Here is a 20,284-nt window from a genome sequence, read left to right as displayed (position 1 = left end):
GGTGGCGGGCCGGGCTGCGGGCCGGGCGACGCGCCGGCGGACGCGTCGCTGGCCGCGCCGACCAGGCGTTCCTGGGCCTCGCGGGCGGTCGGGCGCTGCGCGGGGTCCTTGGCCAGGCACACCTCGACGAGCTCGCGCATCGGGTTCGGCAGGTCGCTCAGGTCCGGCTCGGAGTTCAGGATCCGGTGCATGACCGCGGCCATCTCGTCGTTGCCGAAGGCGCGGCGTCCCGTGGCGGCGAACACCATGGTCGTGCCCCACGAGAACATGTCGGAGGCCGTGCTGAACTCACCGCCGGTGAAGTGCTCGGGCGCCATGTAGGCGGGAGTGCCCACGTTCTGCGTCTCACCGGCCGCGTCCATCGCGCGCGCCACGCCGAAGTCGATGACGCGCGGGCCGTCCGGCCCCATCATCACGTTCTGCGGCTTGAAGTCGCGGTGGATGATTCCGGCCTGATGGATCGCGGTCAGCGCGGTCAGCGTGCTGATGGCGAGCCGCTCCAGCGCGCCGCCCGTGCGCGGGCCGTCCGTGCGGACCACGTGGTGCAGGGACACGCCGGGGACGTACTCGCTGACGATGTACGGCTGGTCGCCGGCGACGTCGGCGTCCAGGACCTGCGCGGTGCAGAACCGGGCCACGCGCTTGGCGACCTCGAGTTCGCGGACGAAGCGCGCGCGGGCCGACTCGTCACCGGCGAGCCCGCCGTGGAGCAGCTTGACGGCGACGTAGTCGGCGGCGGGGATGTTCCCAGGCATGCCGGCGGGGCGGCCGAGAAAGACCGCTCCCTGGCCGCCCGTCCCCAGCCGGCCCAGGATCTCGTACCCGCCCAGTTCGGTCGGATCGCCCGACCGCAGTGGTAGGGCGTCCGGCATCGTCCTGTCCGTCACGCCACTCGCTCCCCGTCACCTTCGGTTCATAGGCAAGACAACGCAGCAAGCCTATGGGCAGATGATGGTATGCGCTCCGCAAAGCAGTTGATCTAGCGCACAGCGGATCAGAATTAACGGGACTACAGTCCGATTCAGTCGAAAGGCCAGGAAGGAGTGGGCGCGAGTGATGGACCGCGGTCCGGCCGGCGGGAGGAGCGTCGACCTCGAGCTGATGCGCACGCCGCCGCCCAAGGAGCGCGCGGACGCCGCGCGCAACCGGGTGAAGGTGCTCGAAGCCGCCGCCGCGCTCTTCGCGCGGCACGGCGCCGACTCGGTCTCGATGGACACGGTCGCCGCGGCCGCGGGCGTCGGCAAGGGGACCCTCTTCCGCCGGTTCGGCGACAAGGCCGGACTCGCTGTGGCGCTCATGGAGGAACGCGAGCGCGACCTGCAGGACGCGATCCTGTCCGGCCCGCCCCCGCTCGGGCCGGGGGACGCGGACACGGCCGTCCCTCCGTCCGAACGCCTGCACGCCTTCGCCGACGCCTACCTGGACTATGTGCTAAGGCATCTGCCCCTGGTCCGCATGTCGGAGACGGCCTCGCCGGGCGCCCGGTACCGCATCGGCGCCTACGGCTTCTGGCACCGGCACGTGACCATCCTGCTCGACCAGATCGTCCCCGATGGCGATGCCCTGGCGCACGCGCTGCTCGCCGCGCTCAGCGCGGAACACCTCACCGCGATGGTCGAGAACGTGGGTGCGGAACGCGCGCGCGCCGCCGTTCACGCACTCTTCACCGGAGCGAGATCCTAGCCACCTCGTTGACTTGCGGCGTGTTGTTGTTTTCGACGCGCTCATAACAACAACACGCCGCATGTCAACGCGCCCGGGGGCGGGCGGGGGTTGCGTGTCAGGCCGGGTCGGGCGTCCGCCGCTCTGGGCGTGGCTCTTCCCGGCCTTCTGCCTTGCCCGGTGGACCCTCCAGGTCATTGCCGGATGGGTCGTCCAGGTCATGACCGCGTTCCAGTCGCGCGGCGACCGCGAGGGCGCGCAGCGAGGTCGTCCTCACATGCTCGCGCGGAGCACTACTGCGGGTTCTGGGGATGCTGCTCGGCACGTTCACCTCCATGGCGCATGGACATGCGTGCTACCCGGCTCACCCGGATCTAGCACAGTAGTTGCAACCGCAAAGGCTTTACCTCTATTCCGCTGATCGTTCCCATTCGTGAATCCGTCCAGATCCGGCCCTTCCCCTGTCCCCGGGGGCCGTCACAGGTACAGGCCCGGGCCCTTGTCGGATGAGGCGGGCTTGTCCGGGCGGAGGTCGTCGGCGGACAGGGTGGACAGCTCGGAGGCGTCCGACGAGGCGGTGAGGCGTTCGGACTGGGTGGCGACGGCGGCGTCGAGGATGTTGCGCATCAGCCGCCCGTTGCCGAACGAGGGGCCGCGGGGGACGTCGCGGAGCAGGCCGCGGACGCGCGCGGGGACGCCCTCGGCCAGCTGGAGCCCCTCGGCGGCGGCGAGGTGCGTGAAGATCTCGACGAGTTCGTCGTCGGAGTAGTCGGGGAAGGCGAGGCGCTTGGGGAAGCGGGATTCGAGCCCCGAGTTCGCGGAGAGGAACGCCTTCATCTCCCGCTCGTAGCCCGCGGCGATGACGACCAGGTCGGTGCGGTACTCCTCCATGAGCTGGACGAGCGTGGAGACGGCCTCCTGGGTGTAGGAGTCGCCGGACAGGGAGTACGCCTCGTCGATGAACAGGACGCCGCCGAGGGCCTGCTCGACGGCGGCCCGCACGCGCGGCGCCGTCTGGCCGACGTAGGAGCCGACGAGGTCGGCCCGGGAGACCTCGACGAGGTGCCCGGACGAGAGCAGCCCGAGGTCCGCGTAGAGGGAGGCGATGAGGCGGGCCACGGTCGTCTTGGCGGTGCCGGGGTTCCCGGTGAACACCATGTGCCGGCTCGGGACGGTGACCGGCTGCCCGGCCGCGCGGCGCAGGTCGCCGGCGCGGGCCTCGGCGGCGAGGCGGTGCACCTCCCGCTTGACGTCCGCGAGGCCGATGAGCGCGTCGAGGTCGGCGAGCGGGTCGGTGACGGGCCGGACGCGGGTGGCGCCGGAGAGGGTGTCCGGGATGTCCTCGGCGAGCAGGGCGGCCAGGTCGTCCGGCGTCGGCTTGGGCAGGGCGGTGACGCGGCGGGCCTGCAGCGCGGCGGCGCGCTCGCACAGGTTGCGCATGACGCGGGCGTTGCCGAACGAGCGGCCGCGCGGGGCGCGGCGCAGGAGGTCGGCCACCCGGTCGCGGGCGTCCGGCGTCAGTTCGAGGCCGGCCGCCGCGACCTGGCCGGTGAAGATCTCGATGAGCTCGGTGTCGGCGAAGTCGGGGAACCGGACCGTGCTGGGGAAGCGGGACGCCAGGCCGGGGTCGGACGCGATGAACCGCCGCATCTCGCGCTCGTAGCCGGCGACGATGACGACGAGGTCGTCGCGGTGGTTCTCCATCACCCTCAGGAGCTCGGCGACGGCCTCGGGGCCGTAGTCCTCCTCCACGCCTTCCTGGAACAGCGAGTACGCCTCGTCGATGAACAGGACGCCGCCGACGGCGCGCTGCGCGACCTTCCTCGTCTTCACGGCGGTCTCGCCGATGTAGGTGCCGACGAGCGTCGAGCGGGTCGCCTCGACGAGGTGCCCGGACGTCAGCACGCCGAGGTCCTTGAGGATGCGGGCGAACAGCCGCGCGACGACGGTCTTGCCGGTGCCCGGGTTGCCGGTGAACACCATGTGCCTGGCGGGCGGGGCCGGGACGGCCACCCCCGCGTCGCGCCGCATCTTCGCGGCCTTCGCGCCGGCGATGAGCAGCTCGATCTCGTGCTTGACGCCGCCGAGGCCGGTGAGGGCTTCGAGCTCGGCCATCGGGTCGGCGCCCGAGGAGCCGAACGAGGCGGGGACGTCGGGACGCTTGACGACGAGTTCCTGGCCGGGTTCGGTCCGCTCGCGGACGGCCTCCACGACGATGTCGGCGAGCCGCTGGGAGAGGCGGGCGTTGCGCAGGTTGCGGAGGGGCGGTGTGCGGGCGAGCAGCTCGCCGGCGGCCGTCAGGGCGCGCTTGTGCGCACGCGCCCCGCGCTGCTGGAGGGCCCGGTTGAACAGCTCCGCATGCCCGTCGGCGGTGAACGGGTGCGTGGGGACGACCTGGAACCGCAGGGCGAGCGCCGGGTTGAGCTCGCGGATCCGCTCATCGCCTCCGGGTTCGCACAGGACGACGACGTGCAGATCCTCATGGACGTCGACGGCCTGATGCAACTGCTCCAGGATGGCCTCGCCGCTCCGCTCGTCCTTGGACATGTCGTCGAGCCCGTCGATGACCATGAGCCGCACGCCGGCGGAGTCCCGGGCCTCGGCGTAGAGCTGCGAGGTGGCGGACGAGACCTCCTTGGCGGCGAAGAAGTCGCCGGACAGCCACAGCGGCGGGTCGACGACCCCGTGCTGCTGGACGAGCCGGACGATCTCCTGGGCCGCGTCGCGCTTGCCGGTGCCGTCCGGGCCGACGATCATCAGCCGGACCGGCCCCGCACCGGCGGCGATCTCCTCCAGCGCGGCGGTGACGTCCGGCTGGCCGACCAGGTCGGTCTCCACCTCGGTCCCGCCGCGGGATCCGCTCGGGCGGGCCGCGGCGGGCTTGCCGAGCTTCGCGGCGAGCGGGTTGGCGATCCGGCGGCGCGGCGTGAACAGCCGGTGGACGTCCTCCTGGAACCCGCCGATCGGGATCCACACGCGGTTGGGCGCCGACGGCACGCCCGGAAGGCCCCGGACGCTGCCGGTGAAGCGCATCGCCATGTCCAGCCAGCCGCGGCAGGCCTCGATGCCCCCCGCGCCGAGGGCCCGCGCGAGCCAGGCCCATTCGTCCAGCGACCACGCGTTCGCGTCGAACGAGCCGGCCCTGTCCTCGAACAGGCGGAGCAGCGCGCCGAACCTGTCCTCGGTGAGGCACACGGAAAGCTCGGCGGGCACCTTCTCCAGGTCGGCCTGGAGCATCAGGTGGACGAGCAGCTCGTCGGCGGTCTCGTCGTGCGGGGCGATCTCGCGCAGGTGCTCGTGGACGGGCAGCAGGCCCGAGCACACCCATTCCAGGTGCGAGATGGGGCCGGCCAGTTCGGGCAGGGCGGCGATGACGTCGTCGTCGGCCTGCGCGGCCCACAGCTCGCGCCGCTCCTTCAGGGGGAGTTTGAGCCAGTCCCCGGCCGGGGGATCGTCGAACAGCTTCAGCATGGCCCGGCGGCGGGTCTCGAACGGCGCCAGGCCCTCGAAGACGCCGAGCGCCTCGCGCCCGAGGGTGAGCGCGAGGTCCTGGTCGCCGCACTCCTCCAGCCATTCGAACGCCCGGAATTCGCCCGACATGGCGCTCCATTGCGACGGCTTGCTCGCCGGGTCCGCGCTCTCGGGCAGGTAGCGTCCGAAGAACTCGTGGTACAGCCTGTCGAAGGCTCCGGAGTAGAGGGCCACGGCGCCCGGCAGGTAGGCCAGGAAGCTGATCATCTCGGCGGCGACCAGCGAGGCCGGATTGGTCATCATGCCGTGACCGCCGGTGGTCAGCGGGACGGAGCGGGGGTCCTGGACGAGCGCGTCGACGCGGCCGCGGATCTCCTCGTACAGTCCGTCCGGGGCGCGCCACGGCCCGAACGCGTACAGGTCGATGACGGGTCCCTCGGACACGAGAAGTTCCAGATGCTCCGGCAGCCGCACAGCGTTTCCCCTCGAATGCACACCAACAGGTTGAACAGCCTCAACCGGTCGAACAGCCTAACGACGGGGACCGACCAACGCCGGGACGCCGGAGAATAACGCCTCATTTTGACCTCAGACGCGTTCCATCACTTTGTTCACAACTTTCGGGCGTCCCGGGAGGCTGCGCGGGCCGGTCAACTGGGTAGGTATCCGAAGATCCGGTTCGCCCGCCGGGTCGGTCTCGCTCACCACCGAGCTCAGTGTCGCGCTCAGGCCCGGGAGACGTCGGACGCGGGCGGACACGCCCGAGCCGTCTCCTGGGAGAGGTCACGTGATCACGAAGCTCCTCGTCGCCAACCGTGGTGAGATCGCCGTGCGGGCGCTGCGCGCCGCCTACGAGCTCGGCATCGCCAGCGTCGCCGTCTACGCGCACGAGGACCGGCTGTCCCTGCACCGGCAGAAGGCCGACGAGGCGTACGAGATCGGTGACCACGGCCACCCCGTCCGGGCCTACCTGGACGTGGACGGCATCGTGGAGACCGCGCTCCGGGTCGGCGCCGACGCCGTCTACCCCGGCTACGGGTTCCTGTCGGAGAGCCCGGAGCTGGCCGAGGCGTGCGAGCGCAACGGGATCAAGTTCGTCGGCCCGCCGTCGGCCGTGCTGAGCCTGGCGGGCAACAAGATCGAGGCGGTCGCGGCGGCGCGGCGCGCGGGCCTGCCCGTGCTGCGGTCGGCGACGCCCGACGTGGGCGGGGAGCTGGCGGCGGCCGACGAGGTCGGTTTCCCGCTGTTCGTCAAGGCCGCGGCGGGCGGCGGCGGGCGCGGGCTGCGCCGCGTCGACGCCCGCGAGGACCTGGAGGCCGCCGTGGACGCGGCGCGCCGCGAGGCGGAGAGCGCGTTCGGCGACCCGACGGTGTTCCTGGAGCAGGCGGTGGACCGCCCCCGCCACATCGAGGTGCAGATCCTCGCGGACGGCGCCGGGCAGGTCGTCCACCTGCGCGAGCGTGACTGCTCCGTGCAGCGCCGCCACCAGAAGGTCGTGGAGATCGCGCCCGCGCCGAAGCTGGACCCGAACGTGGCCCAGCGGCTCTGCGACGACGCGGTGAGGTTCGCCCAGGAGATCGGGTACGAGAACGCGGGCACCGTGGAGTTCCTCGTGAACGACCGGGGCGAGCACGTCTTCATCGAGATGAATCCGCGCATCCAGGTCGAGCACACCGTGACCGAGGAGGTCACGGGCATCGACCTGGTCCAGAGCCAGCTGCGCGTCGCGGGCGGCGAGACGCTCCCCGAACTGGGGATCGCGCAGGACGAGGTGACGGTGAGCGGCTTCGCCGTCCAGTGCCGCATCACGACCGAGGACCCGGCGAACGGCTTCCGCCCCGACACCGGCAAGATCTCGGCGTACCGGTCGCCCGGCGGCGCCGGCGTGCGGCTCGACACCGGCACCGCCTACGGCGGCGCGATCGTCAGCCCCCACTTCGACTCGCTGCTGGTCAAGCTGACCTGCCGCGGCCGGACGTTCGAGGAGGCGGTGCGGCGGGCCCGCCGGGCCGTCGCCGAGTTCCGCATCCGGGGCGTCGCGTCCAACATCCCGTTCCTCCAGGCGCTGCTGGACGAGCCGGACTTCCGCACGGGCGGCGTCTCGACGTCCTACATCGGCGAGCACCCCGAGCTGCTCACCGCCCGGTCGAGCGGCGACCGGGCGACGCGGCTCGTCCGGTACCTGGCGGACGTCACCGTCAACAAGCCGCACGGTGACGCGCCCACCGACCTGGACCCGGCGACGAAGCTGCCCGCGCTGCCCATGGGCGACCCGTTCCCTCAGGGCTCCCGGGACCGGCTCCTGTCTCTCGGCGCGCGCGCGTTCGCCGAGCAGCTCCGCGCCCAGAGCGCCTTGGCCGTCACCGACACCACGTTCCGGGACGCGCACCAGTCGCTCCTGGCCACGCGAGTGCGCACTTACGACCTGCTCGCCGCCGCGCCCCACCTCGCCCGCATGACGCCGCAGCTTCTCTCCGTGGAGGCGTGGGGCGGAGCCACCTACGACGTCGCGCTCCGCTTCCTGGGCGAATCCCCCTGGGACAGGCTCGCCGCGATCCGCGAGGCCGCCCCGAACCTGTGCATCCAGATGCTTCTGCGTGGCCGCAACACAGTCGGATACACGCCATACCCCGACTCGGTGGCCCGCGCCTTCGTGCGTGAAGCCGCCAGTACGGGCGTCGACATCTTCCGTGTGTTCGACGCCCTCAACGACGTCGAACGCATGCGCCCCGCCATCGACGCCGCGCTCCAGACCCACGCCCTTGTCGAGGGGACCCTCTGCTACACCGGGGACCTTTCGTCCCCGGACGAGCGGCTCTACACCCTCGACTACTACCTGCGGCTCGCAGAGCAGCTCGTGGAGGCGGGCGTCCACGTCCTCTGCATCAAGGACATGGCCGGCCTGCTGCGCGCCCCCGCCGCCCGCACTCTGGTCGCCGCCCTCCGGGAGCGTTTCGACCTGCCCGTCCACCTGCACACCCACGACACGGCCGGCGGCCAGATCGGTACCTACATCGCCGCCATCGAAGCCGGTGTCGACGCCGTCGACGGCGCCGCCGCGCCCCTGTCGGGCACCACCAGCCAGCCGCCGCTCCAAGCGATCGTCGCCGCGACCGACTTCACCGAGCACGCCACCGGGATCGACCTGGACGCGCTGACCGCCATGGAGCCGTACTGGGAGGCCGTCCGGAAGCTGTACGCCCCGTTCGAGATGGGCCTGCCGTCGCCGACCGGCCGCGTCTACCGCCACGAGATCCCGGGCGGGCAGCTGTCCAACCTGCGGCAGCAGGCCGTGGCGCTCGGCCTGGGCGACCGCTTCGAGGAGATCGAGCGCCTGTACGCGGCGGCAGACGCGATCCTCGGGCGCCCCGTGAAGGTCACCCCGTCCAGCAAGGTCGTCGGCGACCTGGCCCTCCACCTCGTCGCGGCGGGCGCCGACCCCGACGACTTCGCCGAGAACCCCGACCGCTACGACATCCCCGACAGCGTCATCGGGTTCCTGAACGGCGAACTGGGCGACCCGCCCGGCGGCTGGCCCGAGCCCTTCCGCAGCAAGGCCCTGGCAGGACGCGCCTACACGCCCGCGCGAGCCGAACTCACCGGCGCCGAGGAGAAGGCGCTCGCCGGCCCCGAGGTGCGCGACACGCTGGACCGCCTCCTCTTCCCCGGCCCCGCCAAGGACTACCGCGAAGCCCGCGCGTCCTACGGCGACCTGTCCGTCCTGCCGACGGGCCCGTTCCTCTACGGCCTCCGCACGGGCCACGAGGTCGCGTTCGACCTCGAACCCGGCGTCCGCGTGCTGGCCGGCCTGGAGGCAGTCGGAGCCGTGGACGAGGCGGGCGTCCGCCAGGTCATCTGCACGGTGAACGGCCAGCTCCGGACGCTCTCCGTCCGCGACAAGTCCGTCGCGTCGGATGCCCCGCCGATCGAGCGCGCCGATCCGGACGAACCAGGCCACGTGGCCGCCCCCTTCGACGGCTCGGTAACCCTGCGCGTCTCCAAGAACGACGAAGTAGCGGCAGGAGACGTGGTGGCCACCATCGAGGCAATGAAGATGGAAGCCGCCATAACCGCCCCCACCACAGGCAAGGTGACCCGCCTGGCAGTCCCCGCAACAACTCCGGTCCAAGCAGGCGACCTCCTCCTGGTAATCACCTGACCCAGCCACCGCCGCAACCCCGCACCGACCAGAGCCGATGCGATCGCACCGACCCCAGCCACCACACCGACCCCGCAACAACCAAAACCACTGCGATCGCGTCCGAAGGCAGGTTTCGAGCCTGCGAGAAACCTGATCGCGAAGCGAGCCGCAAGGCGAGTTCGGAGCGATGCAGCGATCGCACCGGAGTGCCCGCCGAAGAGAGGGCCCTCTAGGGCCCGACCGCCAAGGGCACTCCAGGATTACACAGCCGAAGGCGCGGGTACCGAGATCGCGTGACCCGTTCCCTCCCGGCCGGGCGAGCAGCCGGACGAGCAAAGGACACCGCCCTGAACGCCAGCCGCACGAAGAGCGCACCCCCCCGCGCCACCGTGAACCTCGTCGACCCGATGAAGGACTACCTCTCCCGCATCGGGCGTACCGCGCTGCTCACCGCCGAGCAGGAGGTAGACCTGGCCAAGCGCATCGAGGCCGGCCTGTTCGCCCGCGAGCGCCTCGAAGTCCTCGGCGACGACCTGAGCCTCCAGGACCGCGCGGACCTGGAGTGGATCGCCGCCGACGGGAGCCGCGCCAAGACGCACATGGTCGAGGCGAACCTCCGCCTCGTCGTCTCGCTCGCCAAGCGCTACATGGGCCACGGCCTGCCGCTGAACGACCTCGTCCAGGAGGGCAACCTCGGGCTGATCCGCGCCGTCGAGAAGTTCGAGTACCGCCGGGGCCTGAAGTTCTCCACCTACGCCGTCTGGTGGATCAAGCAGGCGATCAGCCGCGCGCTGGCCGACCAGAGCCGCACGATCCGCATCCCCGTCCACGTCGTCGAGGTCCTCAACCGGATGACGCGGGTCCGCCGCCGGATGATGCAGGACCTCGGCCGCGAGCCGACCTCGCAGGAGCTGGCCGTCGAGCTGGACGTCACGCCCGAGAAGGTGGAGTGGCTGCGGAGGCAGTCCCGCGAGCCGCTGTCGCTGCACACCCCGCTCGGCGAGGACGGCGACGGCGAGCTCGGCGACGTCATCGAGGACCCGGACGGCGGCGACCCCGCCGACGTCGTCGCCTCCTCGATGCTCCGGGGGCGCCTGGACGCGGTGCTGGAGACGCTCACCGAACGCGAGGCGGGCGTGATCTCGATGCGGTTCGGGCTGGCCGGCGGCGAGCCCAAGACGCTCGAAGAGGTCGGCAAGGTCTACGGGGTGACGCGCGAGCGCATCCGGCAGATCGAGTCCAAGGGCATGCACAAGCTGCGCCACCCGTCCCGCCGCGAGACCCTCGCCGACCTGCTCGGCTGACCGCGCGAACCCCGGGACCGCCGCGTGCGAGACCGAACTGTTCCCGGGGCGGGATGACAATGTGGATGATCTCCTAGCAGACTCTCCCTGGCGGGGTCGAGGGCTGGGAGATGAGGACGATGGCGAGGCGGTTCGGGCGGCGGCGGCTCATGGCGGCCGGCGCGGCGGTGGTACTGGCGATGGCGCTCGGGCAGATGCCGGCCACGGCCGCGCCTGACCGTGCGCCCACCGCGCTCACACCGCCCTCCGCGCGTCCACCGGCCGGTCCGTTCGACCCCGCGAAGCTGCGCGCCACCCTCGACGCCACCCACGACGCCGGGATGTACGGGCTGTACTCGGCCGCACGGGACGGCCGCACCAGGTGGGCGGGCGCGTCCGGTGTCGCCGACATCCGAACGGAGCGCCCCGTCACGCCGAACATGCGGCAGCGGGCCGGGAGCATCACCAAGACGTTCGTGGCCACGGCGATCCTCCAGCAGGTCGAAGAGGGCCGCGTCGGGCTCGACACACCGGTGAGCCGCTATCTGCCCGGCCTCGTCCCGGGCGAGCTCGGGGAGCAGACCACGGTGCGGATGCTCCTGAACCACACCAGCGGCATCGGCGACTACGTCGTCTCGGCGTTCCCGTCGCTGGGCGAGCTGTCGCCCAGGAGCCTGGACGAGCACCGCTTCCGGGACGTCCCGCCCAAGCAGCTCGTCACCTGGGGGCTGCAGGCGCAGCGCACCGGCATCCCGGGCGAGCGCTGGTCGTACTCCAACACCAACTACATCATCGCCGGGATGCTCCTGGAGAAGGTGACGGGGACCGAGGCGGAGGAGTACATCTCCCGGCACGTCATCGCCAAGGCCGGGCTGAAGAACACCTACTTCCCATCCAGTCCGTGGGTCTTCGGCCCGCACTCGCGGATGTACGAATCGCTCTACCAGCAGGCCGACCCGCCCCGCGACTACAGCACGTACGACATGAGCTGGGCCTGGACGGCGGGGGCGCTGGTCTCCACCACGGGCGACCTCGACCGCTTCTACCGCAGGCTCCTCACCGGCGACCTGATCGGCGAGGAGGCGCTCGTCCAGATGAAGCGCGCCGTCGCGGTGAACGACCCGGACGGCAACTTCCTGATGAACTACGGCCTCGGCCTCTACGCGCTCAGCCTGCCGTGCGGGACGTTCTGGGGGCATGACGGCGCGGTCTTCGGAGCCGCGACCCAGTCGCTCTCCTCCGAGGACGGGTCGCGGCAGATGTCCCTCGCCCTCAACCTGACGAAGTACCAGCAGCTCGACGCCAAGGGCGTCCCGATCCCGCACCCGATCGACAACGCGCTGGGCGCCCACGCCGTGGAGGCCCTCTGCGGCAGCCAGGCCGCGACTCAGTCCACCGCCGCCGAGCGTCCCGTCCGGCTGCTCCCCCTCCAGTCCCTCCGCTGAACCGCGGTCACAGGTCGCCGGGATCGGTGTTGGCGCCGCAGAGGACGACCACGACGCGTTCGCCGGGCGCCGGGCGGTAGGCGCCCGCGCGGAGGGCGGCGACGGCCGTGGCGGTGCCGTGTTCGGTGACGAGGCGGTACTCGTCCCAGAGGAACCGGCGGGCGTCGGTGATCGCCTCATCGGTCACCAGGGCGGGGCGAACGCCGGTGCGGGAGGCGACCGCGAACGCGATCTCGCCGAGCCGGGTGGCGCCCAGGGAGTCGGAGGCGACGCCGGAGACGTCCACGTCGACCGGGCGTCCCGCGTGGAGGGCGCGTTCCAGGGTCGGGACGCGCTCGGGCTCGGCGCCGACGACCCGGGCGCGGCCGTCGAGCGCGGCGGCGACGCCCGCCATCAGCCCTCCGCCGCCGACCGCCAGCAGCACCGTGTCGACCTCGCCGCCGGTCTGCTCCAGGATCTCCAGCCCCAGCGTTCCCTGGCCCGCGCAGACCTCCGGCAGATCGTAGGGGTGGCAGAACAGCGCCCCGGAGTCGGCGGCGCGCTTGGTGGCGGCCTCCTGCGCCTGCGCGTACCGGGTCCCGATCTGGCTGACGGTGGCGCCGAGCGCGCGGAGCCGGGCGACCTTCACGACGGGCGCCGTCTCCGGGACGAACACCTCGGCCGGGACGCCGGCCCGCGCCGCCGCGTACGCGAACGCGAGGCCCGCGTTGCCTCCGGAGGCCGCGACGACCCCGGTGTCCGGCAGCCGTCCCGCCTCCCGCGCGGCCAGGATGTGGTTGAAGGCGCCACGCGCCTTGAAGGACCCGGTGTGCTGGGTCTGCTCCAGCTTGAGCCACATCCGCGCGGCGGGTGCGAGCGGCGCCGGGTCGACCGCGAGCAGCGGCGTCCTGCGGACCTGGCCGGCGACGCGCGCCGCCGCGGCGGCGACGTCCGAATCAGTGATCACTGGGATTCCCTCCGTTGCTCCCTGGCTCCATCAGTACCAAACCATGGTTGGGGCCTGTCGCGGGCTCACGGCCCCGGGATCACAGGGAGGCGGCGCGGTCCAGGAGGATCTTGCGTTCGGGCGCGTTGCGGGTGAGCTCCGCGGCGCGTTCGAACTGCGCGCGGGCCTCGTCCCGGCGGCCGAGCCGTGCCAGCAGGTCGCCGCGGACGCTCGGCAGCAGGTGGTAGCCGCGCAGGGACGGCTCGTCCACCAGCGCGTCGGCGAGTTCGAGGCCCTTGTCCGGGCCGTGCGCCATGCCGACCGCCACCGCGCGGTTCAGTTCCACGATCGGGGACGGCGCGGTGCGCGCGAGGATCTCGTAGAGGGACGCGATCTGCGCCCAGTCGGTGTCCTCGGCGGCGGGCGCCTGCGCGTGGCTCGCGGCGATCGCGGCCTGAAGGACGTAGGGGCCGGGCGGTTCGCCGATCTCCTTGGCCCGGAGCAGTGAGGCGAAGCCCCGGTGGATGAGGAGCCGGTCCCACAGGCCGCGGTCCTGGTCGAGCAGCGGGACGGGCTCGCCGGACGGGCCGGTCCGCGCCCGGATGCGGGACGCCTGGACCTCCATCAGCGCGACGAGGCCGTGCACCTCGGGTTCGCCCGGCGCCAGGCCGGCGAGGATCCGGCCGAGGCGCAGCGCCTCCTGGCACAGGTCCGTCCGCACCCAGTCGTCCCCGGCGGTCGCGGTGTACCCCTCGTTGAAGATCAGGTAGACGACCTCCAGCACCGAGGACAGCCGGGCGGCGCGGTCGGGGCCCTCGGGCACCTCGAACGGGACGCCGGCGTCCGACAGCGTCCGCTTCGCCCGGACGACGCGCTGCGCGACGGTCGGCTCGGACGTCAGGAACGCCCGCGCGATCTCGTCGGTGGTCAGGCCGCCGAGCATGCGCAGCGTCAGCGCGACCCTGGCCTGCGTGGACAGGACGGGGTGGCACGCGGTGAAGACCAGCCGCAGGACGTCGTCCTCGATGTGCTCGTCGTCGGGGACGTCGATCTCCGGCGCGGGCCGCGTCTCCTGGTCGCGGCCGATCTCCTCCAGCTTGCGCTCGAAGCGCTCCCGCCGGCGGATCCGGTCGATGGCGCGGCGCTTGCCGACGGCCATGAGCCAGGCGCCCGGGTTGTCCGGGACGCCTGACTCCGGCCACTGTTCGAGCGCGGCGACCAGGGCGTCCTGCGCGAGTTCCTCGGCGAGCTCGATGTCGTGCACCATCCGGGCGAGCCCGGCGATGATCCGCGCGGCCTCCAGCCGCCACACCGCCTCGATGCTCGCGTGCACCCCGGACCCGTGCGCGCCGGAGCGGCGCGCCCGGGAACGGCGCACGTCGGACTCGTGCACGTCGGATCCGTGCACGTCGGGCCCGCTCGAAGCCGTCACGCTGCCGATGAGAGCACCCGCCCCGGCCGCCGCGCAAGCCGGGGCGGCGGCCGGGGCGTGGTCACATGCCGGGCACCGGGTCCCCGGGGCCGAAGACCTGCTTGATGACGCCCGCGCCGTCCCCGACGATCTGCCAGAACCGCTTGGACAGCTCGATCGCCTCCTCCCGGGTGCGGACCTCGATCAGCGCGAAGCCGACGACGGCCTCCTTGGACTCGGTGAAGGGCCCGTCGGTGACGCTGACCTTGCCGCCCGACGAGGTGATGCGGGTGCCGCCCGGCTCCAGCCCGCCGGTCGCCAGCAGCGCACCGGACTTGGACATCTCCTCGATGAACCTGCCCATCTCGATCTGCATGGCCTCGTCGGGCGGGCCCTGGTCGGCGCCGGTGTCCGTCGTCATCATCAGGAAGCGCATGGCCGTCTCCTCCGTCTCGCGGGCCGGTCTCTCCGGCCTCTCGCTGACGCGTCGAACGAGCAGTGACCGGATCGACATCCTCGCCCGGCTTCTTCCCAGATTTTTTCCGGGATTCGTATCGTCCAGCTCATCCCCGTTCCGAGGGTGAGATGTTCAGCATTTCCATAGAGATTGTGGCGAACCTGGACATTCTGGTCTGGTCGGTTCGGTGGGCACGGGGGCGGCCGGCGAGTAGCTTCTTCCCGTAGAAACGTTTCCACGCCGTCGAGGAGGTCTCCCGTGCCGCACGCCCGCGCGCAGGACTACCGGGCGGCGGGCCCCACGGTGCTGCGGATGCTGGTCGGGGCCCAGCTGCGCCGGCTACGCGAGGCGGCCGGGACCTCCACCGAGGACGCCGGGTACGAGATCCGCGCCTCCCACTCCAAGATCAGCCGGATGGAGCTGGGCCGCGTCGGCTTCAAGGAGCGCGACGTCGCCGACCTGCTGACCGTCTACGGCGTGACCGACCCCGCCCGCCGCGAGGCGCTGCTCGAACTGGCCGAGGAGGCGAACGTCCCCGGCTGGTGGCAGGAGTACGCCGACGTGGTGCCGGGCTGGTTCGAGCCCTACCTGGGGCTGGAGCAGGGGGCCGTGGTCAGCCGCGTGTACGAGGTGCAGGACGTCCCGGAGCTGCTGCAGACCGCCGACTACGCCCGCGCGCTGCTCGCCGCCCGCCACCCGGCGGCCACCCAGGAGGAGATCGGGCGGCGGGTCGGGCTCCGGATGCGGCGGCGCCGCGTGTTCGACCGTCCCGACCCGCTGAAGCTGTGGGCGGTGCTGGACGAGGCGGCGCTGCGCCGCGTGGTCGGCGGCGCCGAGACGATGCGGGCGCAGGTCCGGCACCTGGTCGAGATGGAGCGGCGGCCGAACGTCACCGTGCAGGTCCTGCCGTTCGCCACCGGCGGCCACGCGGCCGTGAGCGGCCCGATGACGCTGCTGCGGTTCGCCGAGCCCGAGCTTCCCGACGTCGTCTACGTGGAGCAGCTGACCGGCGCGCTGTACCCGGACAAGCCGTCCGACGTCACCCTCTACCGGGACGTGCTGAACCGTCTCGGCGTCCAGGCGGAGCCGCCGGCCCGCACCTCCGCCATCCTGCGCGACGTCCTCGACCAGCTCGCCTGACGCGAACGGGCAGGGCCTCGGCGCGACGGCCGGAGACCTGCCCTCTCCGGGCGCCGCCCGGCTACTTCGCGGCGGGAACGTAGGTGGCGACGATGACGCCGGTGCCGAACGTCCTGGTGTCCGCCAGCTCGAACGAGGCCGAGAAGTCCGCGCGGGCGAGGAACTCGTTCCGGTCGGCCGGGCCGACGATCACCGGGTGTATCCACAGCCGCAGCTCGTCCAGCAGGCCGTTCTCCACGAGCGTCCGCGAAACCGGGCCGAAGCCGTACTGCAGGATGTTCCGGCCCTCCTGCTCCTTCAGCTTGGTGATCTCGGCGACGGCGCCGGCCCGCGGGATCGCCGTCGTGTCGCCCCAGCCGGGCTTCTTGAGGGAATCGGACACCACGTAGTGGGACATGGTGTTCATCCGGACCCCGAAGTCGCCGGCCGCCTCCTCCATGGCCGGCCACGCCTGCGAGAAGCCGTCGAACGTCTCGCGCCCCATCAGCAGGGCGTCGCAGGTGAACAGCAGGTCGCGGGCGTAGGCGGCGGCCTCGTCCTGAAAGTAGGCCGGGGTCCAGTTCTGCGGGTTCTCGACAACGCCGTCGAGCGAGACGTACGTCGAGTTGATGATCTTGCGCATGGTGTCCTCCGTGGCTCCGATGGTCGCGCCTTCCGGCTCGCCGGAACCACCGTGCGCCAACCCGTTTACGAGATCCTTACGGTGGCGTCCGGTGCGTAGATCGCGAAATCGTTGCGAATCGTCAAAGAACCATCGCTGGGTCTGTTGCGGCACCGGCACCGGTGATCTTTTGCTGCCATGGGGCGACGGGGGCCGGTGCCCAGGCGGATGGCCGGTGACCGCACGCTGGTGCTGGCCGCCTGCGCGACCGCGCTGTTCGCGACGCCTGTCCTCACGGCGCTGGTCGGCTACTCGGGGTCGGTGACCCGCGAGGGCCTGCGGCGCACCCTCGCGGAGGCGGGGTTCGCGTCGGTCGGGACGACGGTCGGCGCGCACGTCCCCGAGGCGGGCTCGCGGAGGTGCGCGGGCAGGTCGGCGGCGCGCTCGGGCGGATCTACGGGGACGTGCCGCTGTCGGTGTCGATGAGCGTCCGCGGCGACACCTACACGCTCCCCGGCCAGGAGGACGCCGAGCATCCCGAGCTGACGCGGTTCGCCGCCTACACCGGGATCGAGAAGCACGCGCGGCTCAGCGAGGGCCGCTGGCCGAGCGCCGGTTCCGGTTCCGGCGCGATCGAGGCGGTGCTGCCCGGCGCCGCCGCCCGGGCCATGGACGCCGGCGTGGGCGACGTCCTCACCTTCCACGGACGGGGCGACAGGACGTCGGTCGAGAAGGTGCGGATCGTCGGGCTCTTCGACGTCCCCGAGCCGAAGCACCACTTCTGGCAGGGCGACACGCTCGTCACGACCGGCGTCGAACGACTCGACTACACCACCTACGGGCCGCTGGTCGTGCCTCCCGAGGTGTTCGGAAGGCGCTTCACCGGCACCGGCTCGGAGGCGCGCTTCACCGTCCTGCCCGACCTGCGGGACGTCGGCCCGGACGAGCTCGGCGCCCGCGCCGACCGCGTCGCCGGAGGCGAGGAGATCTTCGAGGAGGCCGGTCAGGGGACGCGGTTCACCCTCGTCACGCAGCTGCCGGAGCTGACCGCGCAGCTACGGGAGGCCGTCCGGGTGGCACGGTCCACGATGCTGATCCCGGTGATCCAGCTGGTCCTGCTGGCCGGGTGCGCGTGGCTGCTGGTCGCCGGGCTCGCGATCTGGCGGCTCAACCGGTACGGGGCGGACGGCGCGGGCGCCCGGGAAGGGGCGGCGGGCGTCGACCCGTTCATCGTGGCCGGTCCCGCCCTGGCGCTGCTCGCCGGCGGGATGCTGCTGCTCCGGGTGGTGCCGGTGGTCTCCCGCTTCGCCGAGCGGGCCGCGACCCGGGCCGCGGGCTCGTGCCAGCGCTCGGCGCCCGGCAGGTCGGGCGGCGCCGGCTCCGGTACACCGGGCCCGTCCTGCTGCTGGTCATGGCGATGGCTGGAGGACGGCGCCATCACCGAGGCCCCCGTCCGGTCCATGTGATCCGCGGGAACGCGGACTTGTAGGGTTCCCGCCATGTCGCCGACTCCGACGGAACACGATCTCGGGAGCACGATCGTCCCGGCCGCGGACACCGACTGGATCGGACTGACCTCGCGCAGGTTGCTGGTCTTCGTCTCCCTGCTCGCCTGCGCGCCCCTGGCGCTCGGCGCCGCCACGATCCGGGCCATGGCGCGGGGCGGGCCGGTGTCGACCCTCGTCGTCTGGGGTGTCATCGCCGCGCTGCTGCTGGGCGCCGGGATCGGGCTGCTGCGGACCGTGTTCGTCAGAGCGCGCCGGATCGCCAGGCTCGGCTTCGACGGGCACGGGGTGTGGTGGAAGGACGGCGCCACGGCCACGGCGGTGCCGTGGGAAGCGATCGCGGGTGTCGGCACCGTCGTGCTCAAGCGCCCCATCACCATGCGCGGCGACACCAGGAACAGCCACCGTGTCGAGGTATTCCCGCGCCAGGCGCCGGACCCGAACGATCCGGTCCTGAGGTACTACCTTCGCGAAGGGGACTCCCCTCGGCCGGACCTCCCGCGGCCGTACCTGCAGATCTGCCTCCCCAACCACTCGAACACCGGGACCGCGCGGCGCATGCGGGCGTCCAAGCGAGCCGAAGAGGCCGTCCGGCGACGGCGCCCCGACCTGTGGCTGGGCCACGGCAAGCGCGAGGCCACCGATGACGACCACGCCACCCTCCTGAAAAACGGCGACCACACCAACCCCCGCACCCACACGACCCCCGACTGACCCGCTATGTGTCGGTTGCCGTGGCGTTGCGTCCGGGATGGGCCCGCATCACCGTGACCGACGCCGGAGACGGCGGGTGGAGCCTCCCGGACGCGGCCCCGGACACGGTGGCCGAGTACGGGCGGGGGTATGACCCGGCCGTGCGGAGACTGGAGGTCCTCCGCGTCGCGCTGAAGCCTCTGGGCTGGCGATGCGTCGGGCTGTACGACAAGCGGGAGTTCCGGTTTCCGGTGCCGCTGCTGTGGGTGTACGCCAGTGGGCGCGCCGACGACATCGGGGCCGTGGTGACGGTGCGCGCGTTGCCGGGCGAGGCGTGGGGCTACTTCGAGGCAGGGGACGGACGGGGTGGGTTCATCTCGCCGTGCGGGGACGCGAAGGCGGCGGCCGAAGCCCTGGACCTGCTGTTGAAGCACCGCCTGTTCCCGTTCCGCGAGTACGCCTGATCGCGGCAGCGCTCAAGTGCAAGGGTTCTCGGGGAAGTGATGGAAGGGGCGGGCGATGGGGTGTGAAGTGGACTCCGGCAGTCGAGGTGGAACATCTGCCGGGACAGATGTCGTCCTGGCCGGGGCCGGCGGAGTGGAACCGGTGTTCTCCTGGTCGGGCGGGGGCGGAATGCTGCGGTTGGGGACGCGGACGTCTCCGTTGGCGATGACGCAGGCGCGCGGCGTGGCGGCGCGGCTGGAAGAGTTGGCCAGCGTCCGGGTTGAGGTGGTCGGGATCCAGACGGCCGGAGATCGGCATCGGGGCCACCTGGGCGAGCTGGGCGGCAAGGGCGCGTTCATGAGGGAGATCGACCGGGCGTTGGTGACCGGGCGGGTGGACGTCGCGGTGCACTGTCTCAAGGACGTCCCTGGTGACGAGCCTCGTCCGGAAGGGCTGGTGTTCGCCGCCTACGTGCAGCGTGACGACACGGCCGATGTGATGCTGTTTCCGATGGCGAGTGAGGCTCGGTGCATGGCCGATCTCCCACCGGGGGCGCGGGTGGGAACCTCAGCGGTGCGGCGGCGCGCGCAGCTCGGGCAGATCCGGCCTGACCTGAAGGTGGAGTACCTGCGTGGGAACGTCAACTCCCGGCTCGGGCGGCTGGACGCGGGCGAGGAGTTCGACGCGATCGTCCTGGCGCGGGCGAGCCTGGGGCGGCTGGGCGTCGATCGGGCGGGCGAGGCACTGGACATCGTCCCGGCCGTGGGCGCTGGGGTGCTGGCCGTGGACTGCCGCCGCGCCGATCCCGACATCGTGGAACTGGTGCGTCTGCTGGACCACAGGGACACCCGGCGCTGTGTAAGTGCGGAGCGGAGGATGTTGCACGGGCTCCAAGGGCACTGCAACAGCCCGATCGCGGGTCACGCGCGGCTGGAACGGGACGGGCAGCTGAGCCTGCGCGGGATGGTCTTCACCCGCGACGGGGCCAGATTCATCCACTCACACGAGTGGTCGGAGCCGGACAAGGGGGAGGACCTGGGGGCATACGTAGCGGGTGACCTGCTGCGCAAGGGCGCTCGTGACCTGATCGGCGGAATCCCGCACTG

At 72.1% G+C, this 20,284-nt stretch carries 15 protein-coding genes and 1 pseudogene; 10 read left to right on the top strand and 6 right to left on the bottom strand.

Annotated features, from left to right (window positions below):
- Positions 1-887, bottom strand: an 887-nt coding sequence (locus E1281_RS21615; RefSeq protein ID WP_243717217.1) for a serine/threonine-protein kinase, incomplete at its 3' end; no start/stop codon positions are given.
- A gap of 169 nt (positions 888-1,056) precedes the next feature.
- Between E1281_RS21615 and E1281_RS21610 the strand changes: the two genes are divergently transcribed.
- Complete coding sequence (locus E1281_RS21610) at positions 1,057-1,683, top strand: TetR/AcrR family transcriptional regulator (protein ID WP_131880990.1); 627 nt, start codon at positions 1,057-1,059, stop codon at positions 1,681-1,683.
- Positions 1,684-2,139: 456 nt separating this feature from the next.
- Here E1281_RS21610 and E1281_RS21605 read toward each other — a convergent pair whose 3' ends face one another.
- Positions 2,140-5,607 carry an AAA family ATPase gene (locus E1281_RS21605; RefSeq protein WP_131880989.1) on the bottom strand — a complete coding sequence of 1,156 codons (3,468 nt, stop codon included), beginning with the start codon at positions 5,605-5,607 and terminating at the stop codon, positions 2,140-2,142.
- Between the two features lie 313 nt (positions 5,608-5,920).
- Between E1281_RS21605 and E1281_RS21600 the strand changes: the two genes are divergently transcribed.
- The 3 genes and pseudogenes from E1281_RS21600 (at position 5,921) to E1281_RS21590 (ending at position 12,002) form a co-directional block, all read left to right on the top strand.
- Positions 5,921-9,292, top strand: a complete 3,372-nt coding sequence (locus tag E1281_RS21600; RefSeq protein ID WP_131880987.1) for a pyruvate carboxylase — start codon at positions 5,921-5,923, stop codon at positions 9,290-9,292.
- Positions 9,293-9,675: 383 nt separating this feature from the next.
- Positions 9,676-10,578: pseudogene (locus E1281_RS21595) on the top strand (RNA polymerase sigma factor); the annotation flags it as partial.
- A 119-nt stretch (positions 10,579-10,697) separates the two neighbouring features.
- Positions 10,698-12,002 carry a serine hydrolase domain-containing protein gene (locus tag E1281_RS21590; RefSeq protein ID WP_243717215.1) on the top strand — a complete coding sequence of 435 codons (1,305 nt, stop codon included), beginning with the start codon at positions 10,698-10,700 and terminating at the stop codon, positions 12,000-12,002.
- A 7-nt stretch (positions 12,003-12,009) separates the two neighbouring features.
- Here the strand turns inward: E1281_RS21590 and E1281_RS21585 are convergent, their stop codons facing one another.
- The 3 genes from E1281_RS21585 to E1281_RS21575 form a co-directional block, all read right to left on the bottom strand.
- A complete protein-coding gene (locus E1281_RS21585) occupies positions 12,010-12,948 on the bottom strand; it encodes a threonine/serine dehydratase (RefSeq protein WP_131880985.1) in 939 nt (312 codons plus the stop codon).
- 79 nt (positions 12,949-13,027) lie between these two features.
- Positions 13,028-14,248, bottom strand: coding sequence for an RNA polymerase sigma factor (locus E1281_RS21580; protein WP_347813299.1), 1,221 nt, complete (start codon positions 14,246-14,248; stop codon positions 13,028-13,030).
- Positions 14,249-14,420: 172 nt separating this feature from the next.
- Positions 14,421-14,774, bottom strand: a complete 354-nt coding sequence (locus tag E1281_RS21575) for a YciI family protein (protein ID WP_131880983.1) — start codon at positions 14,772-14,774, stop codon at positions 14,421-14,423.
- A gap of 279 nt (positions 14,775-15,053) precedes the next feature.
- Between E1281_RS21575 and E1281_RS21570 the strand changes: the two genes are divergently transcribed.
- Entirely contained in the window at positions 15,054-15,935 is an 882-nt protein-coding gene (locus E1281_RS21570) for a helix-turn-helix transcriptional regulator (RefSeq protein ID WP_347813298.1), read from the top strand.
- A 61-nt stretch (positions 15,936-15,996) separates the two neighbouring features.
- Here the strand turns inward: E1281_RS21570 and E1281_RS21565 are convergent, their stop codons facing one another.
- Positions 15,997-16,557: a dihydrofolate reductase family protein gene (locus tag E1281_RS21565; RefSeq protein WP_131880981.1), complete on the bottom strand. Its 561-nt coding sequence runs from the start codon at positions 16,555-16,557 to the stop codon at positions 15,997-15,999.
- Between the two features lie 177 nt (positions 16,558-16,734).
- On the opposite strand from E1281_RS21565, the gene E1281_RS40380 reads away from it, so the two are divergent.
- The 5 genes from E1281_RS40380 to hemC form a co-directional block, all read left to right on the top strand.
- Positions 16,735-17,022: a hypothetical protein gene (locus E1281_RS40380; protein ID WP_165959034.1), complete on the top strand. Its 288-nt coding sequence runs from the start codon at positions 16,735-16,737 to the stop codon at positions 17,020-17,022.
- Positions 16,956-18,002 carry a hypothetical protein gene (locus tag E1281_RS21560; protein WP_131880979.1) on the top strand — a complete coding sequence of 349 codons (1,047 nt, stop codon included), beginning with the start codon at positions 16,956-16,958 and terminating at the stop codon, positions 18,000-18,002. Before E1281_RS40380 ends, E1281_RS21560 begins: the two co-directional genes overlap by 67 nt.
- A gap of 33 nt (positions 18,003-18,035) precedes the next feature.
- A complete protein-coding gene (locus E1281_RS21555) occupies positions 18,036-18,755 on the top strand; it encodes a hypothetical protein (RefSeq protein WP_131880977.1) in 720 nt (239 codons plus the stop codon).
- 8 nt (positions 18,756-18,763) lie between these two features.
- Positions 18,764-19,198, top strand: coding sequence for a hypothetical protein (locus tag E1281_RS21550; RefSeq protein WP_131880975.1), 435 nt, complete (start codon positions 18,764-18,766; stop codon positions 19,196-19,198).
- Positions 19,199-19,403: 205 nt separating this feature from the next.
- The coding region (gene hemC, locus E1281_RS21545; RefSeq protein WP_243717219.1) for a hydroxymethylbilane synthase at positions 19,404-20,284 on the top strand (881 nt) is incomplete at its 3' end.

The organism is Actinomadura sp. KC345, assembly GCF_004348515.1.
GTDB lineage: Bacteria > Actinomycetota > Actinomycetes > Streptosporangiales > Streptosporangiaceae > Spirillospora.
The sequence above is the reverse complement of the archived record's forward strand: the minus strand, read 5'-3'. Positions and strand labels throughout refer to the sequence as shown.

Coding starts and splice junctions, on each gene's coding strand:
- E1281_RS21555 (WP_131880977.1), top strand. CDS start 18,036: ATGTCGCCGACTCCGACGGAACACGATCTCGGGAGCACGATCGTCCCG.
- E1281_RS40380 (WP_165959034.1), top strand. CDS start 16,735: ATGGGGCGACGGGGGCCGGTGCCCAGGCGGATGGCCGGTGACCGCACG.
- E1281_RS21565 (WP_131880981.1), bottom strand. CDS start 16,557: ATGCGCAAGATCATCAACTCGACGTACGTCTCGCTCGACGGCGTTGTC.
- E1281_RS21590 (WP_243717215.1), top strand. CDS start 10,698: ATGGCGAGGCGGTTCGGGCGGCGGCGGCTCATGGCGGCCGGCGCGGCG.
- E1281_RS21610 (WP_131880990.1), top strand. CDS start 1,057: ATGGACCGCGGTCCGGCCGGCGGGAGGAGCGTCGACCTCGAGCTGATG.
- E1281_RS21575 (WP_131880983.1), bottom strand. CDS start 14,774: ATGCGCTTCCTGATGATGACGACGGACACCGGCGCCGACCAGGGCCCG.